The following is a 17,589-nucleotide window of genomic DNA, read 5'->3' on the forward strand; positions in this document are numbered from 1 at the left end:
CGGCACGGCGGCAATTGTTCATGCTGCGGCCGGTCCGACCGCGGGCATGGCGCGCATGCCTGTCGCGGGCCGATTGCTTCGCCGCGCGATCGCGCACGGTCTGTCGTTGACGCTGCTGCTGTGTTTAGCCGTCCCGGGAGCCCAGGCGCAGACCGCCAACGAAACGCGCCTGCGCGATGCGCTGCGCGACACCGGCGCGCGCCTGCGCACCGCCGAGGCGGCCCTGGCTGCGCAGCAGGCGGCGACCGCCTCGGCCGAGCGCGAGCGCGATGCGCTCAAGGCCCAGGCCGCGAAGCCCGCGGCGCGCGACGACGGCGCACGGCTGGCGGCGTTGCAGCGGCAGATCGAGCAGAACGCGGCCGCGTCCGAACAAGCGCGCGCGAGCGCCGGCAAATGGCAGGCGGCGCAGCAGCAGGCCGCGCAGCTGGTGCAACACAAGGAGGCCGAGCGCATTGCGCTGGCCAAGCAACTCGACGCCGCGCTGGCGCAGTCGGCGCGTTGCGCGACCGGCACCCAGGCGCTGTACGACACCGGGCGCGAACTGGCGGGGCTGTATCGCGATCCGGCCTTCATCGCGTTCGTGCGTTCGCGCGGTTTTGGCCCGCTCGGGTTCAATCGCGTCGAGAAAGAGAATCAGGTGCGCGCGCTCGAGGACAAGCTCGATCGTCAGCGCGATGAGCTGGCGCAGTGCGCGGGCGATGCGGGTGCGCGCGGGGCTGGTACGAACGCCAATGCGTCCGTGGGTGTGGACGCCGGTGCGGCGGTGGAGCGCGACGGCATGGCTGGCGACAGGATCAGCGATACGGGCAAGTCGGGCGGCGGATGAGCTTTCGACGCGCCCTCGTCGCAGTCGTGATGCTGGCCGCCGGGTCGGCCGGCGCGCAGCAGCGCCTGCTGCCGGCCTCCAAGCCGGCCACCGCGCCGTGCGTGCAGGTGCGTATCGGCAACGACGAAGCGGGGCGCTGGTCGTGTCTGAATCAGGCGCTCAAGGCCGAGGTCGACAAGGTCGCGCCGGTGATCGCCGACGAGCCGCCCGGCGACCGCATCGCTCCGATTGGCCTGGGTCTGGCGACACCGGCCGCGACCCGACAGCGGCTCGGCGACCAGTACGGCCGCTCGGTGCTACCGCAGCGTCCCGCGCGCCACTTCGCGCCGCCCGCGTTGAAGCCGGTGCGTTGATCGTCATGACCACGTCCACCTCACCCGCCAGCGATCCACTTTTCCCCCCTTTGCAAAAGGGGGGCTGGGGGGGATTCGCTTTTGCTTTGAGCGGCGGGGCGGAAGGTTCGCAACAACAAGAGCAACAGCAAAAGCAAAAGCAAAAGCAAATCCCCCGCGTCCGCTGCGCGGCCGCCGCCCCCTTTTTCAAAGGGGGCAACAGCGAGTTACCGCAGGTACAACAGCCGCCGCAGCTGCACATGATGACTGCGTCAGCTGCACATGATGGCTGCGCTCACATCACCTGCCAGCGATCTGCTTTTCCCCCCTTTGCAAAAGGGGGGCTGGGGGGGATTCGCTTTTGCTTTGAACGGCAGGACGAAAGGTCCGTAACAACAAAAGCAAAAGCAAAAGCAAAAGCAAAAGCAAAAGCGAATCCCCCGCGTCCGCTGCGCGGCCGCCGCCCCCTTTTTCAAAGGGGGCAAAAGCTGCGCGCGCCGGGCTTGGGATGGCGGCCGCTCATGAGCAAGCGTAACGACCACTCGGGTTGCTCTTTCGCCCAAGTTGAAATGCGCTCGCAGCAGCAGCAGCAGCAGCCGCAGCCGCAGCCGCAGCCGCAGCCGCAGCCGCAACTGCAACTGCAACTGCAACTGCAACCGTCATCACCGTCTTCAGCCACACCACAAACCCCACCACCCGATCCCCACCGCCGCGAAACCTCCGCCGCGCCGTCACGCCGTATGCAAAGGAAGCCGTCATGACCCGCAAGCCCGTTCGTGGTTTCCGTACCAGTCCGCTGCGCGTGCTCGCGCTAAGCGCGGCGATCTCGATGGCCTTGATCGGCGGCACGGCGCAGGCCGATCCCAATCCGTTCGCGCGGCGCGGGCTGGATCCGTCGGCGCAGGCGGCGCGCGCGGCGCAGCAGCAAGGGCTGCAATCGGTGCGCGCGCAGCAGGCGGCGCAGAAATCGCTGGCCGCGTTCGGCCGCGCCGCGCAGGTGCGCAGCGCGCTCGACGCGGCGCAGGTCGCCGCGCGCGCCGCGGCGGCGGCTTCGCAGATCGGCAACAACGTGCCCAACGGGCTGGGCGAGGGCGGCCTGAAGATCGCCGCGGGCGTGCGCATCGAACCCGGCGCGATCCTCGCCAACGACCCGCGCCTGGGCGGATCCAAGCTCTGGCTCGGCGCGAAGACTCCGACTCAACGCGTCGACGGCGCCGACACCACGGTCACCATCGAACAGACCCAGAAGAAAGCCATCCTGAGCTGGGAAAGCTTCAACGTCGGCAAGCAGACCACGGTCTATTTCGATCAGCGCGGCGGCAACCAGAGCGGCGGCAACGACTGGATCGCGCTCAATCGCGTCGACGATCCCAGCGGCCGACCCAGCCAGATCCTCGGCCGGATCAAGGCCGAGGGCAGCGTGTACCTGCTCAATCGCAACGGCGTGGTGTTCGGCGGCGGCAGCCAGGTCAATACGCGCTCGCTGGTGGCCTCGTCCTTGAACCTGTTCGACAACGACGTCGCCAAAAGCAACCGCATCTTCATCAACGAAGGCATCCAGCGCGCCAGGCAGGACACCCAGGACGCGTTCGTGCTGACCTCCGAACGCGTCGACTACAGCGGCAGCGGCGCGTTGCCGGGCCAGCCGGGCGACATCAGGATCGAAGCCGGCGCGCAGATCAAGACCGCGGCCGGCGGCTATGCGCTGATCGCCGCGCCGAACATCAGCAACGCCGGCAGCGTGCAGGGCGAGGACGGGCAGGTGCAGATGGCCGCGGTGATCGGCGCGCGCGCCGGTCAGCCCAGCGGCGGCAACGACCTGCGCCTGCGCTACGGCGACATCGGCACGGTCGCCGGCACCGACCCGGCCGCGCTGGGTTACGGCCGCTTCGACAACACCGGCATCATCGCGAGCAAGCGCGGCGAGGTGACCCTGACCGGTCACGATATCCGCCAGGACGGCTATGTCGGCACCACCACCGGCGTCAGCCGGCCCGGCAAGATTTCGATCGTCGCGGCCAACCACACCCGCGCCAGCGACGCCAACACCGCCGCCGAACTCGCCGACCGCATCGGCGGTTCGCTGAGTTTCGGCCGCGATTCGGCGACCGTGATCCTGCCCGAACGCGACGGCGAAAACACCACCTCCGCGCCGAGCGCCGACAAGGCGTTCCAGCCGCCGAGCGCGACCTTGGCCGGCGCGCAGATCCGCTTCCAGGAAAATTCGTTGGTGCTGATGCCCGGCGCCAAGCTCGATCTGGTCGGCATGGACGTGCTGCGTCAAGCCGGAGTCAAGCCGCCGCCGGGACGCATCCTGCTCGAACACGGCGCGACCCTCAACGTCGCCGGCCTGACCGATGTGCAGCGGCCGATGTCGGACAACTACGTCACCATCGAACGCATCGGCGAAAACGAACTCGCCGATTCGCCGCTGCTGCGCGGCGGCGGCCTGTTCCGGCAGAAAGTGCAGCTCGACATTCGCGAACACGGCGTCACCGACGACGGCCGCGCCTGGGTCGGCAGCCCCTTGCTCAACGCCGCCGGTTACGCCGATCAGGTGCCGCGCAAGATCGACCAGATGCTGGTCGACGGCGGCTCGATCAACGTCATCGGCCGCGAGTTCGTCGCGCGCTCGGGCTCGACCATGGAGCTCGGCGCCGGTTACGTGCATTACCTCGGCGGGATGGTCGAATCGCGCCGTCTGCTCGGCGCCGACGGCCGCCGCTACAGTCTCGCCGATGCCGATCCCAGCCAGAATTATCTTGGTTTCGCCGACGCCTACACCCTGGACCATCAGCGTTGGGACGTGCAGGAAGTGTTCGGCTCGCCGCTGGGCGGACGCGAACGCCGCTACGAGTCGGATTATCTGGAAGGCGGCGATGCCGGCAGCTTGAGCATCCGCTTGAAGCAGGATGCCAGCGGCGGCGCCAACGGCGTCGAAAGCGGGCTGCTGCTCGCCGGCGACATCCATGCCGAGGCCGAATCCGGCCGTCATCAGATCGAGCGCGGCGAACTCGCGCGCGGCGGCGTGTTCAAGCTGTCGGTCGACAACGGCCCGTTCACCGATTGGCGCCTGCAATCGGCGCGCAGCGAGGACGCGCCGGCCGGGTTCGGCATGAACACGGCGTTGCCGCAGACCTTCGCCAGCGACGGTTCGCGCGTCACCACCTTGTCGACGCAGCTGCTCAACGCGGCCGGCTTCGGCACGGTCGAACTCAACGATCCGCGCGCCCACATCGACGTCGCCGCCGACGCGCAGTTGCAGGTGCAGGCCGGCGGACGCATCGCCCTGAGCGGTTCGCGCATCAACGTCGACGGCGGCCTGCAGGCCGAATCGGGCGATATCGTGCTGTCGGCCGCGGCCGAATTCGACAACCAGCTCAAGGCCGGCGAACGCCGCGGCATCACCGTGGGTTCGGGCGCGCGCCTGTCCACGCGCGGGCAATGGGTCAACGACGGCGACCGCATCGCCGAACAACGCAGCGGCGGCGCCAACATCGACGGCGGCAGCATCCGCCTGAGCACGACCTCGCGTTTGCAGAACAGCGGCGGCGAATTGCGCGACGCCAGCGGCGCGATCGTGCTCGAACGCGGCGCGGAGCTCGACGTGTCCGGCGGCGGCCGCATCCTGCCCGACGGCAGCCTGGCGCAGAAGGACGGCGTGCCGCTCGGCCGCGGCGGCGACATCGCGCTGCTGACTTACCAGCCGGCCGCGGGCGACGAGAATTCGCTCAACGGCAATCTGCCGGCGTCGTTCCATGCCGCCGACGGCGAAGCGGGGCAGTTGCGCTTCCAGGACGCGACCGTGCGTGCCGGTGGCCTCGCCGGAGGCGGGCGTTTGAGCCTGCAGGCGCGCGATGTCCAGATCGGCGGCGCGGCGGCCGACGATGCGCGCACCCTGCAGCTCGACGCAGGCTTCTTCGAACAAGGCGATTTCGGCAGCTACGACCTGATCGCCCAGCACGATGCGACCATCGCCGCGGACACCACCGTGCGGGTCTCGCAACGCAACTTCGTGCCTGACCGCGAAGCGCTGCGCTTGTTGCCGACCGGCGGCGATCTGTATGCGGGCCTCAACCTCGACGGCCGCGGCGCCAACGGCGCCTTCGGCCTGATCGACACCTACCATCGCCCCGCCGCGGATTTCGCCCTGGAAGCCGGCGCCGCGACCGGCCGCACTTTGCCCAACCACCCGCAACTGGGACAGCTGCGCGACACCTTGCTGCTCGACGAAGGCGCGCAGCTGCAGCTCGACGCCGGCGGCGATGCGCGCCTGGGCTCGCGCGGCCAGCTCACTGTGCTGGGCGGCGTAACCGCGCACGGCGGCAGCATCGCCTTGTCCGGCGACACCTCGGTGCAGGGCTTGTCGCCGTCGCACAGCCCGGCGCCGATCGATTACTGGCGCGGCTCCAAGTCGGTGTGGGTCGGCCAGAACGCGGTGCTGGACGTGTCCGGCGTGGCCTTGCTCGATCCGTTCAAGACGCCGTTGCCGCAGGGAGGCGCGGTGCCGCGCGACGGCAGGCTGCTCGACGGCGGTCGCATCACATTGAGCAGCGACAGCGGTTACGTGGTGGTCGAGCAGGGCGCGCAACTGGATTTGTCCGGCGCGCGCGCGGTGTTCGATCTGCCGGCCAATAGCAATGGACTCGGTGATGCGCCGTTGGCGCCACGTACGGTATGGAGCGATGGCGGCGATCTGGTGCTGTCGTCCGCGGCGGGTCTGTATTTCGATGGCGATATCCATGCCGCCGGCGGCGATGCGCAGGCGCGCGGCGGCAGCGTGCAGTTGCTGGCCGCGCAGAGCACGCGTCCGCTCGACAACAGCGGCGGCCGCGCGCCGCTGGCGACCAGCGCGATCGTGTTCCATCAGGACGGCAGCCGCTTGAACACGGCGGCCAAGCCCGGCGAAGCGATCGAACCGGGCGCGGCCACGCCGTCGGGCAAGATGTATTTCGCCGCCGATCGTCTCGATGGTTCCGGCGTCGACACCTTGCGGGTCGGCATCGGCGAGGACGGCTTGCCGCAAGGCCCGTTGGTGGCCCCGGTGGTGTTCGACGGCGCGGTCGACCTGTCGTTGTCGCGCGCCTTGATGATGAACGCACGCGCGTTCGTCGCCGGCGACGCCAGCGGCGAAGCGAAGTTGTCGGCGGCGTACGTGTCGCTGCAAGGCCTGTTGCCCGGCAGCGAGCGCAGTCGCGCGCTGGCCGAACCGGGCCATCCGGGCGATGCGCGCCTGTCGGTCGAGGCCGGTTTCATCGATATCGGCGGCCGCGTGACCTTGCAGAACTTCGGCGAAGCGCGATTCGCCAGCCGCGGCGATCTGCGCCTGCACACGCCGACCGAATACCAGAGCGTCGCGGTGGCCGGCGAAACCCGCCAAGTTCCCGGCGAACTGCTGACCTCGGGCGATCTGACCTTGTCCGCCGCGCAGGTATATCCGGCCAGCGGCGAGACCTTCATCGTGCGCGCGCTTGGCGCGCGCAACGGCGCCGGCGCCACTGCGCCGCGCGACGAAACCACGATTCGCATCGTAGGCAACGGTAATGCCGCGGCGCTGCCGCTGTCGGCCGGCGGACGGCTGTTGTTCGACGCCAGCCATATCGAACAGGCCGGCGTGGTGCGCGCACCGGGCGGACGCATCGTGCTCGGCGCAGGCGCGGCCACCGATCCGGACACGCTCGCCTTGTTCGGCGGTCTCGCGTTGACGCCGACCCAGAGCGTGAAACTCGGCGCCGGCAGTCTCACCTCGGTGTCGCTCGACGGCCGCGTGCTGCCTTATGGCAAGACCGTCGACGGCCTGCAATGGAACGCCAGCGATATCGAAGTCAACCTCAACGCGCCGTCGGCGCGGCAGGTGCGCATCGACGGCGCCGATCTGGCCCTGGACGAGGGCGCGCGCGTTGATCTGTCCGGCGGCGGCGATCTGCAGGCGTTCGAATGGATCGCCGGCACCGGCGGCAGCCGCGATGTGCTGTCGGCGGTCGGCACCAGTTACGCCGACGGCGGCAGCGGCAGCGCGACCTATCTGTATCCCGATCAGCGCGGCGTGTATGCGGTCGTGCCCGGCGTGCAGTCGCCGCTGGCGGCGAGCGATCCGCTGCTGAGCCAGGGCCAGGTCGGCGGCGAAGTCGGCAAGTCGGTTTATCTCAGCGGCGTGCAGGGTCTCGCCGACGGCGTCTACACCTTGCTGCCGGGCCGTTACGCGACCTTGCCCGGCGCGTTCCGCGTGGTTCAGCGCAGCGGCGGTCAGGACAGTTTGAGCAGCCGCAACCTGACCGCGCCCGACGGCACCCAGGTGGTCGCCGGTTATTACGTCGATTCGCTCAGCGGCGCGCGCGATGCGCGCAGCAACCGTTTCGAAGTGCAGTCGCGCGAGGTCTGGGGCCGCTATTCGCAGTACCAGCTCAGCAGCGCGAACACGTTCTTCGCCGCGCGCGCGGCCAAGGCCGGGTCGATCGCGCCGAACCTGCCGCGCGATGGCGGCCAGCTGGTGCTCAGTGCGCAGCGCGCGCTGGAACTCGGCGCGCGCCTCGACGTGGCCGCGGCGGCTGGCGGCGCGGCGGCGCAGGTCGACATCGTCGCCGACGCGATCCAGATTCGTGGCGATGCGCAGGCCGCACGCGACGGTTATGTGCAGCTCGACGCCAATCAACTCAGCGCGCTCGGCGCCGGCAGCCTGTTGATCGGCGGCGTGCGCAGCCAGACCGGCGAGGGCACGCGCCTCGACGCGCGCACCCGTGATCTGATCGTGTCCAACGATGCCTCCGCGCCGCTGCAAGGCGCCGAGATCGTGCTGGTCGCGCGCGCCAGCGACGGTACGCAGGGCGTGCAGATCGAAGACGGCAGCGTGATCCAGGCGCGCGGCCAGCTGGCCGGCGCCAGCGATCGCCCGCTGCTGATCGGCGCGGTCGCCGACAGCGCCAGCAACACCGCCGCGGTCAGCGGCGACGGCGCATTGCTGCGCGTGTCCAACGCCGGCGCGGTCGACGTGCAACGCCGCAACGTGCCGGCGTTCGAACAGTCGCGCGGCCTGCTGCGGGTCGGCGAACGCGCGAAGCTCGACGGCGGCGCGTCGCTGACCCTCGACAGCACCGGCCAGGCCGTGGTCGACGCCAGCGCCTCGCTCGGCGGCCGCGACATCCAGGCCAACAGCGGCCGCATCGCCTTCACCCAGAACGACGGCGACTACGACGGTTTCGTGATCGGCCGCAACACCTTGAACCAATTCGCCGCGGCCGAGCGGGTGAGCCTGCGCAGCTACGGCGACATGGCGTTCTTCGGCGACATCTCGGTCGATACCGATCGTCAGCTCAGTCTCAGCGCCGGCCGCTTCGTCGGCGACGGCGGCACGGTGACCCTGCGCGCGGACCGCCTGAGCCTGAGCAATGATCTGGGCGCGGCCAGCACCGCCAATGCCGACGCATCCGGCAGCGGCGTGTTGCAACTGCGCGGCGGCGAGGTGGTGTTCGGCGGCGGCGACAAACGCTTGCTCGGCTTCGGCGCGGTCAGCGTCGATGCGAACCGTTCGATCGCGGTCCAGCAACGCGGCAGCTTCGATTTCGGCGCGGCCTCGTTGGGCCTGCGCTCGCCGCTGATCCAGGCCGATGCGGGCGCCGACAACACCCTGCGAACGACCGGCGCGATCGCGCTCGCGCGCAGCGCCGGCGATGCCGGCAGCGCGCGTCCGCAGGGCGGCGCGATCGGGCTCGACGGCGCCAGCATCAGCGGCAATGCCTTGATCCGCGCGAATTCCGGCAAGGTCGGCCTGCATGCGCGCACGGGCGATCTGCGCCTGGACGACGGCACGGCGATCGACACCTCGGCGGTGCCGAAGGCGATCTTCGACCAGACCGTGTACTCGCCAGGCGGCCGCATCGAACTGCAGGCCGATCATGGCGCGATCCATTTGGCGAGCAACGCCAGCCTCGACGTATCGGCCGACGCCGGCGGCGGCGATGCCGGCGAACTGCGCATCGTCGCGCCCGAACGCGAGGCCGAACTGCTCGGCGCGCTCAAAGGTTCCGCGCCGAAGGGCCGCGGCGGCCGCATCGACATCGATGTGGGCGCCGCGCTCGACCTGGACGGCCTGTCGCAGCGCTTGAACGACGGCGGCATCAATCAGCGCGTCGCGGTGCGCACCCGCAGCGGCGATCTGGCGCTGTCGGCCGGGCATACGCTGAAGGCGCGCGAGATCAGCCTGACCGCCGACGGCGGCGCGGATGCGACGACGCGCGATGCGGACAACGGAAACGTCCGCATCGCCGGCACGCTGGATGCCTCGGGCACGTCCGGCGGCAAGATCGAACTGTGGGGCCGCCACGGCGTCGAAATCGACGGCCGCTTGCTGGCCAACGGCAGCGCCGCCAACAAGCGCGGCGGCGAGGTCAAGATCGGCACCGGCGGCGTCAGCGACGGCACGCTCAACGCCGATTACGGTTATCAGAACGTGCGCGGCGAAGACGCCGGCATCATCCGGATCGGCCGCGACGCGCTGATCGATGTGCGCGGCGGCAGCGCCGGCGGTCTGTCCGGCGGCCGCGTCGATCTGCGCGCGCCGCTGCTGCAGGGCGGCGATGTCAACGTGGTGATCGAAGACGGGCAGGGCATCGTCGGCGCGCGCGAAGTCGGGCTGGAAGCGTATGCGGTCTGGAGCACCACCGACGCCCACGACGACAGCACCGCCGGCAAGCATTTCGACGGCATCGTCGATCCGGCCGGCTGGTACGACGCGCAGGGGCAACTGCTGCCGGGCACCTGGACCGACGCCAGCGGCGCCGTGCTGGCGCCGCCGACCACGCCCGAACAACTCAAGCAGTACCTCAACCGCCACTTCTTCGCGCCCGATCAGGCCAACCGCGCGCATCAGACCTTCTACGGTTACGTCGATGGCGACACCGAGGCGCATCAGTCCGGCACCTTGATGGGCTTCGTGCGCAATCCGGGCTTCGCCTTCGGCGATCGTTTCGCCGGCGTCGCCAACTTCCGCGCGCGGCCGGGCGTGGAACTGCGCAATCCCGATCCGGCCATCAACGGCGGCGCGATCCGGGTATTGACAAACTGGAACCTCAACTCCGGCGAACTGGGCAACCTCGACTTCCGCTACAACGGCGCCGCGCCGGTGCTGACCTTGCGCGCGGACGGCGATGTCGAAGTCGCCGCGACTATTTCCGACGGCTTCTACAACTACAACGCTAGCGGCGGCGGCGCGGTCGGTTCGTATCCGGTCTCGCATCAGCGTTACACCGACGCGCTCAGCGTGATCGATCCGATCGCCTACGACTACCTGCCCGAACCGGTGCAGTACGACGGCGATTCCGAAGAAATCGGCCAGTACTACGGCCAATACGACGAACTGCTGAAAATGCTGACCGATCCGGTGCCGGAACTCGACGACGTGTTCGGCCCGGGCACCAGCTTTCTCAAGGCGATCGAACAGTTCCTGCTCAGCGGCCCGGTCGATCCCGATCCGCCGATCCTGGGCCCGGCGCCGCCGACTTCGCCGTCGGGTTACGGCGATTACGTCAGCGGTTATCGCGATTACCTGTTGCGTCTGACCCAGCAGGTGTTCGACCCGGGCATCATTCCGACCGTCAACGAACGCCCGGTGTTGCCGGTGCTCGGACCGGTGCCGGCCGCGGCCGACCGCACCCCGAGCCTGCAGGCCTCGGCGCTCAAGCCGATGCCGTTCGCCGACAAGATCCTCGCCGGCGGCGACAGCAGCAGCTACCGCTTCATCGCCGGCGCGGATTTCTCCAGCGTCGCGCCCGGCGTAGTGCGCGGCGACCAGAACGCCGACCTGAAGTTCGACGGCCACACCACCTTGCTGCAGAACGGCAAGCGCGAACTGCTGATGCCGAACATGGTCCGCACCGGCACCGGCGCGATCGATCTGGCCGCGTCGCGCGACATCCGTTTCGCCGATCGCGACGCGCCGGCCAGCGTCTACACCGCTGGCCGACCGGGCGAGGGCACCAGCGCCGATCGTTCGCGGCCGACCGTGGACTCCAACCAGTCCGCCTCCAACACCGCGCTCGACGTGATCGTCACCGGCCCGGTCAATCCCGAAGCGGCCGGCGATATCGGCCTGCGCGCGGGCCGCGACATCGTCGGCAACCGGCAGATCTACGACGACGCGGCCGGCAGCCGCAGCGGCAACGCCGGCAGTTATCTGGGCCAGTACTGGTGGCCGTGGATGCAGACCGGCAACGTGCTCGCCGACGATCAGCGCACGCTGCTGTCGACCTCGATCAACTTCGGCGGCTTCGCCCAGGGCTTGCTCAGCGTCGGCGGCGACATCGACATCAGCGCCGGCCGCGACATTCGCGAAGTGTCGGCTTCGGCGCCGACCACGTGGATCAAGGACGGCAACGCGCTGCGTGTGTTCGGCGGCGGCGACATCCGCGTCGACGCCGGCCGCGATCTGCTCGGCGGCGATTTCTTCGTCGCCAAGGGCGAGGGCGAAATCTACGCCGGCGGCCGCATCGGTTCGGCCTTCGATCTGGACGCGCTGGTGTTCATCGACAACATCTCCGCCGTTGCCAGCCGCATGCGCAGCGCGGTCGCGCCGATTCTGGCGATGCAGGACGCGAATTGGCGGGTCACCGGCGCGCAGGACGTGGAAATCGGCCGGGTGCTCAATCCGTCGTATGCGCGCCTGCCCGAGAACATCGCCGATTCGCAGTCCTATGGCAGCGACACCCAGCTCAGCGTGACCTCGGTGGCCGGCGATCTGTCGTTCGATACGCTCAGCCTCGGCGATGTGCTGTTCGCTTACGGTAACCGCAGCACCTCGCGCGCGCAGGCGCCGTACGAGATCCACGACAACCCGATCTTCGCCCAGGTGCTGCCGTCACGGCTGTCGCTGAGCGCGGCCGCGGGTAACCTGAGCCTGCACAACGGCGGCCAGCTGTTCCCGTCGGCGAACAGCCAGCTCAGCTTGCTGGCCGGCGGCGACCTGCATCTGCTATCGGATCAGTTCCCGCTGGTCGACACCTTGCGCATGCTCGATATCGATCCGGACTGGATGCCGTCGCCGTTCCGGCAATTGGCCAGCCTGCCGGGCGAGACCGCGTTCGATTACGCCTTGATCGATCGTTTCGAACCCGATCGCAACCAACGCGCCAACCTGCATCAGGGCGACGCCGAGTTGGTGAGGATCTACGCGCTCGGCGACATCCTCGGTGGTATCCAGAGCGAACGCTCCAGCCTCAACACGCTGCGCATCGATCTGCCCAAGCCGGCCACGGTGCGCGCCGGCCGCGATATCGTCGACCTGGATTTCCGCGGCCAGAACTACCGCGCGTCCGACGCCACCCGCATCCTCGCCGGCCGCGATCTGTATTACCGGCCGCTGGCGCGCGGCAATGGCGCGTTCAAGACCTCGCAGTCGTGGTTGCAGATCGGCGGGCCGGGTACCTTCGAAGTGCAGACCGGTCGCGACCTGGGGCCGTTGACTTCGGCCAACGAGGCCTACGCCAACAACCAGCTCAAGCCCGACGGCGGCGGCATCCGCAGCATCGGCAACCGCGACAACGCCGGCTTGCCGTTCCAGGGGGCGGACCTGGTGGTGCGCTTCGGCGTCGCGCCGGGCGTGAAAACGCGCGCGTTCGCGCAGCGTTATCTCGATCCGTCCAGCGCCGATGCTGCGTCGTACTCGGCGTTGTTGATCGCTTACATGCAGCAACTTCGCCAAGACGAACTAGCCCGCAACGGCGCGGCCGGCGACGCGCCCGCGCTCAACGCCGATCAGGCCTGGCAGGCGTTCGCGCAGCAACCCGAGGCGGTGCAGCAGCGCCTGGTCGACAAGGTCTTCCTCGACGTGCTCAAGCGCGCCGGCCGCGACAACAAGGACCCGGCCAGCGCCGAGTTCGGCAAGTACGCCGCCGGTTATCGCGCGATCAACACCTTGTTCCCGGCGGCGTTGGGCTACACCGCCAACCAGCTCGAAGGCGGGCAGAACGGCGCCGAGAAACCGGTCTCGACCGGCCAGCTCGACATGCGCGGTTCGACCTTGCAGACCCAGCAGGGCGGCGACATCCGCATCCTCGGCCCGGGCGGCGACATCCAGATCGGCAGCGTGGCCGCGCCGCCGATGGTGGTGAACAACCAGGGCGCGGTGGTGATCGGTCCGAACCAGCAGGGGATCCTGACCCTGGACATCGGCGATATCGGCCTGTTCGCCGATCGCAGCGTGTTGCTCGCGCAGAGCCGCATCTTCACCCAACGCGGCGGCGACCTGCTGATCTGGAGTTCCAACGGCGACATCAACGCCGGCAAGGGCGCCAAGACTTCCTCGGACAAACCCCCGGTGCGTTACGTGTGCGACATCGACCACAACTGCCGGATCGACGCCAAGGGCCTGGTCAGCGGCGCCGGCATCGCGACCTTGCAGACCGTGCCCGGCGCCAAGGCCGGCGACGCGGTGCTGGTCGCGCCGCGCGGCACCATCGACGCGGGCGACGCCGGCATCCGCATCAGCGGCAACCTGATCGTCGCCGCGCAGACCGTGGCCAATGCCGACAACATCCAGGTCGACGGCGATTCGATCGGCATCCCGGTCGCGCGCGGCGTCGACACCGGCGCCTTGTCGGCCGCGTCGTCGGCGAGCTCCGGCGTCAACGCGGTCGCCCAGGACATGGCGGGTCAGCGACCGGCGCTGGCGACCCGCGACATCCCGGCGTTGATTTCGGTGCAGGTGATCGGCTTCGGCACCTGCGGGGCGGACGATCCGCGCTGCGCGAATTCGCCGTAGCTATCCGGGTTACGCGGCCGCGGGCGGCTCGCTTGCGGTGAAGCGGTCGAATGATCGAAAGGGGCGGCCATAGGGCCGCCCCTTTTATTTACGCGAACGACAAACAACGCGAAAGCCGCGATGCCTGCCTGTAGGAGCGGCGCGAGCCGCGACCGCGGGATCACATCTGCACCGGAGATATCGCCGCAGTTGCGTTGCCGCGGTCGCGGCTCGCGCCGCTCCTACAGGGGGATTGCATGCGCGGTCTTCGCGAAGATTTTATATTCATCGATAAGCGACGTTAGCCATGACGGCGATAACGAAGTTGTGGCACTACAACTGCTACGAAATTCTCATTGCAAACGTGATGCGGGATGGAAACGCACGCCGTCGCGAAACATAAAGAAAGCTTCGAAGTGTCCGTGTAGGAGCGGCGTAAGCCGCGACCGCGAAATCGCGCATATGACGAAAATAACGCCATAGTTGCGTTGTCGCGGTCGCGGCTTACGCCGCTCCTACAGGGATGCATTGCGACGTCCGTATCGGTCTGGCCGCAATGCACGCATCGATTGCGCCGGCGCCAATTGATAAAAAAAGCTCGCTCAACGTTGCATCCGCGCATCATCGCGCCCCTGAATAAAACCAAAAACCAAGACGCAAACACTGCTGCCCAATGCCGATGACATCGAATGCAATCGCGCACGCCGTCATCTCAACGAATCAAGACATGACAGTCGCATCCAACGCAGCGATACGCGCGATCGCAATGTGATGCGTTGCGCATCGCGCTTGTCATCTGGGCAAGCAACGACATTCGCATCGACACAAATGCTTAGCACTTGCGAATCCGAAACGAATTCGCGCGGCTAACTCCGCGTCGCGCATGCCTTTTGGCGATGTCACAAATTCTTACTTGCGCGGTCGTCGCCATGGCACACGCCGCGCGCATCGTGTGCCTGCGTCAAACAGCTCGTGATCGACGCACCGCATCGATTGGATTGATTCGCGGGCCCATGCCCGTAAACCCAACAAGGAGAAGTCTCGTGCATCGCAACAAGCTTCATATCAGCCTGCTGGCTGTCAGCGTTCTCATGGCCGCCGCCGGTTCGGCGACCGCGGCCGACCTGTATGCCGGTGGCGCCACCTTCCCGGCGCCGGCGTATGTCGGCGACCTGTACAACTCGCTGAGCCCGAAGGCGCGCCTGTCGCGCGACGCCGCGATCACCGCGCCGGCCGTCGGCTTCAGCGTTGCCGGTCTGGGCAACTCGACCGGCAGCAAAGTTCCGGTGTTCGCCAAGTACCGCACGCTGTTTCCCAGCGACGCGGTCTCCTACTGCCAGACCGGCAGCGGCACCGGCAAGAAGGTGTTGAACAACGACACCGTGTTCGCCAACGGCAACTGCGGCGACGCCTCCAGCGCCGCGGCCACCGGCTTCACCGCGCTGAGCACCACCCCGGACTTCATCGGCACCGACTCGCCGATCAGCACCGCGGACTACAACACCTTCAACACCAACATGGCCTCGACCCGCACCGCGATCGTGCAGATCCCGACCATCGCCGGCGCCATCGCCCTGCCGTTCAAGGACAACGCCGCCACCGGTCTGACCTCGGTCGCGCTGACCACCCAGCAGGTCTGCCAGATCTATTCGGCGCAGATCACCGATTGGGCCGACTCGCGCCTGGGCCTGACCCTGAGCGGTTCGCCGCACCCGATCACGATCGTCTACCGCAGCGAAGGCAGCGGCACCTCGTTCGCGTTCACCAGCTACCTGGCCGCTCAGTGCAACGGCAAGTTCGGCGTCGCCGCCGGTTACTTCAAGCCCGACCAGAGCTTCGCCGCCGCCGTCACCCAGGCCGGCAGCCTGCCGGCCTATGCCGCCGTCTCGCCGCAGAGCGGCAACAGCGGCGTGGTGTCGAAGGTCAAGACCACCACCGACGCGCTCGGCTACGCCGACATCGCCGAAGTGCTGTCGCAGGGCGTGATGTACGCCAGCGTCAACGGCTTCGACCCGGCCGCGCTGCCGGCCTCGATCAGCATCACCCCGGCCAACCTGCTGTCGGGTCAGGTGCTCAACGGCGCCACCACCGCCGCCGTTCCGGGCTCGGCTCCGGCCGCCGCCAAGAACTGCCTGCGTCTGGTCAGCCCGGCCGCGCCGATCTCCAGCGCCTACCCGATCGTCGCGATCACCTACGTCGCCGGTTACTACGCGGGCAACCCGGCCGCCAACGTCACCCCGATCAAGAACCTGTTCAAGCTGTTCTACGACACCACCAACCGTCCGGCCCTGCCGACCGGTTATGCCTACGTCGACGGCAACGCGCTGTTCCGCAGCTCGGTCGTTTCCTCGGTCAACAGCTGCATCAACTGATCGCGGGCGCGGCGGCGGAAGGATCCGCCGCCGCGCATGGGCGGTCAGGCAATAAAAAAAGCTCCCCGGTCGCATCGGGGAGCTTTTTCTTTGTTCGGACGTTGGCTTGCCGCGTGCTTCGGTGTTGCGTTGAAGCGATCAGCGCATCAGGTACCGCAGAAGCAGGTCGCGCTGGCGCCCGCGCGGGTGCCGGCCGGGGTGTCGATGAACAGCGAGCACTGCGAGGTATCGCTGCTGCCCTGGGTCGGCGTGCTCTGCGCGCTGGCGTTGCAGGTGCTGACGGTGCCCTTGCGGCCGCTGCTCACGGTCGCGGTCTGGCAGTTGGCCGAAATCTCGTCGCCGGTGCTCAGCAGCGCGCTGTTGTCGACCGCGACCACCGACTCGGGCGAGGACGCTAGGCCGGCGCCGAACACTTCGACCTTGCGCGAGCTCTTGGGGCAGGCGAACGAGGTGGTGCAGAACTTCGATTCCGACACGCCGGCATTGGCGTTGACGCTGCCGTACACCTGCACGACGCCGGGGAAGAAGCTGACCGTGTTGCAGCTGGCTTCGGCGCGGGCCTGCGGCGCGGCGAACACGCTCGCCGCGAGCATCGCGGCGGTCAACAGCAGTTTCGCGCCGATCGCGCGGTTGAGGTAATCCATTTGAGTCTCTCCATGAAAGCGTGAAAGGTGGGATGAATCCGGCACGGATGTGCGACATCCGCGGGGCGGGGAGACGCCGTGTACAGCCGGGCGCGAATGCGGCGGCTGGAGATCGAATGCAGATGGACGGCCAAGGCGCGCGTCGTGCCGGACGGCAGCCAGCAATGCTGAAAGTGTCGCGGGCGTTCCTTTCCCCAGCGATAGGAGAACAGCTTCACGTGTCGATGCTGTTGCATGCGCGTGAACCCGGTGCCGGCGCAAGGATTTATTTGCGGGTTTCGGGGTAGGGCGGCCCGGATCGTTAAGCCCCCTCGCCACGAAACCGCGCCATACCCCTGTAGGAGCGGCGTGAGCCGCGACCGCGGGATTTCGGCTACGTCGCGGGTTTCGTCGCAGCTACGGCGCCGCGGTCGCGGCTCACGCCGCTCCTACAAGGCGAGCACGAACCCACGCAATCTCCCTGTAGGAGCGGCGCAAGCCGCGACCGCGGGATTTCGGCAACGTCGAAGGTTTCGTCGCAGTTGCGGCGTCGCGGTCGCGGCTCGCGCCGCTCCTACAGGGCGAGCACGAACCCACGTAATCTCCCTGTAGGAGCGGCGCAAGCCGCGACCGCGGGATTTCGGTGACGTCGAAGGTTTCGTCGTAGTTGCGGCGTCGCAGTCGCGGCTCACGCCGGTCCTACAGT

At 68.4% G+C, this 17,589-nt stretch carries 6 protein-coding genes; 5 read left to right on the forward strand and 1 reads right to left on the reverse strand.

The window, feature by feature from the left end:
* Positions 1-46 precede the first annotated feature (46 nt).
* From IEQ11_RS11585 to IEQ11_RS11605, 5 genes are all read left to right on the forward strand, one after another.
* Positions 47-826: a hypothetical protein gene (locus IEQ11_RS11585; RefSeq protein ID WP_191823103.1), complete on the forward strand. Its 780-nt coding sequence runs from the start codon at positions 47-49 to the stop codon at positions 824-826.
* A gap of 29 nt (positions 827-855) precedes the next feature.
* On the forward strand, positions 856-1,179 hold the full coding sequence (locus tag IEQ11_RS11590; RefSeq protein ID WP_247024807.1) for a hypothetical protein: 324 nt from the start codon (positions 856-858) through the stop codon (positions 1,177-1,179).
* A 5-nt stretch (positions 1,180-1,184) separates the two neighbouring features.
* Positions 1,185-1,919, forward strand: coding sequence for a hypothetical protein (locus tag IEQ11_RS11595; protein WP_191823101.1), 735 nt, complete (start codon positions 1,185-1,187; stop codon positions 1,917-1,919).
* Complete coding sequence (locus IEQ11_RS11600; protein WP_191823100.1) at positions 1,916-13,909, forward strand: filamentous hemagglutinin family protein; 11,994 nt, start codon at positions 1,916-1,918, stop codon at positions 13,907-13,909. Before IEQ11_RS11595 ends, IEQ11_RS11600 begins: the two co-directional genes overlap by 4 nt.
* 1,022 nt (positions 13,910-14,931) lie before the next feature.
* Positions 14,932-16,260: a substrate-binding domain-containing protein gene (locus tag IEQ11_RS11605; protein WP_157753953.1), complete on the forward strand. Its 1,329-nt coding sequence runs from the start codon at positions 14,932-14,934 to the stop codon at positions 16,258-16,260.
* A 146-nt stretch (positions 16,261-16,406) separates the two neighbouring features.
* Here the strand turns inward: IEQ11_RS11605 and IEQ11_RS11610 are convergent, their stop codons facing one another.
* On the reverse strand, positions 16,407-16,904 hold the full coding sequence (locus IEQ11_RS11610; protein ID WP_191823914.1) for a hypothetical protein: 498 nt from the start codon (positions 16,902-16,904) through the stop codon (positions 16,407-16,409).
* Positions 16,905-17,589: the final 685 nt, after the last annotated feature.

This window comes from Lysobacter capsici, from assembly GCF_014779555.2.
In the GTDB taxonomy this organism is placed as follows: Bacteria; Pseudomonadota; Gammaproteobacteria; order Xanthomonadales; family Xanthomonadaceae; genus Lysobacter; species Lysobacter capsici.

Coding starts and splice junctions, on each gene's coding strand:
- IEQ11_RS11585 (WP_191823103.1), top strand. CDS start 47: ATGGCGCGCATGCCTGTCGCGGGCCGATTGCTTCGCCGCGCGATCGCG.
- IEQ11_RS11610 (WP_191823914.1), bottom strand. CDS start 16,904: ATGGATTACCTCAACCGCGCGATCGGCGCGAAACTGCTGTTGACCGCC.
- IEQ11_RS11590 (WP_247024807.1), top strand. CDS start 856: ATGCTGGCCGCCGGGTCGGCCGGCGCGCAGCAGCGCCTGCTGCCGGCC.
- IEQ11_RS11600 (WP_191823100.1), top strand. CDS start 1,916: ATGACCCGCAAGCCCGTTCGTGGTTTCCGTACCAGTCCGCTGCGCGTG.
- IEQ11_RS11595 (WP_191823101.1), top strand. CDS start 1,185: ATGACCACGTCCACCTCACCCGCCAGCGATCCACTTTTCCCCCCTTTG.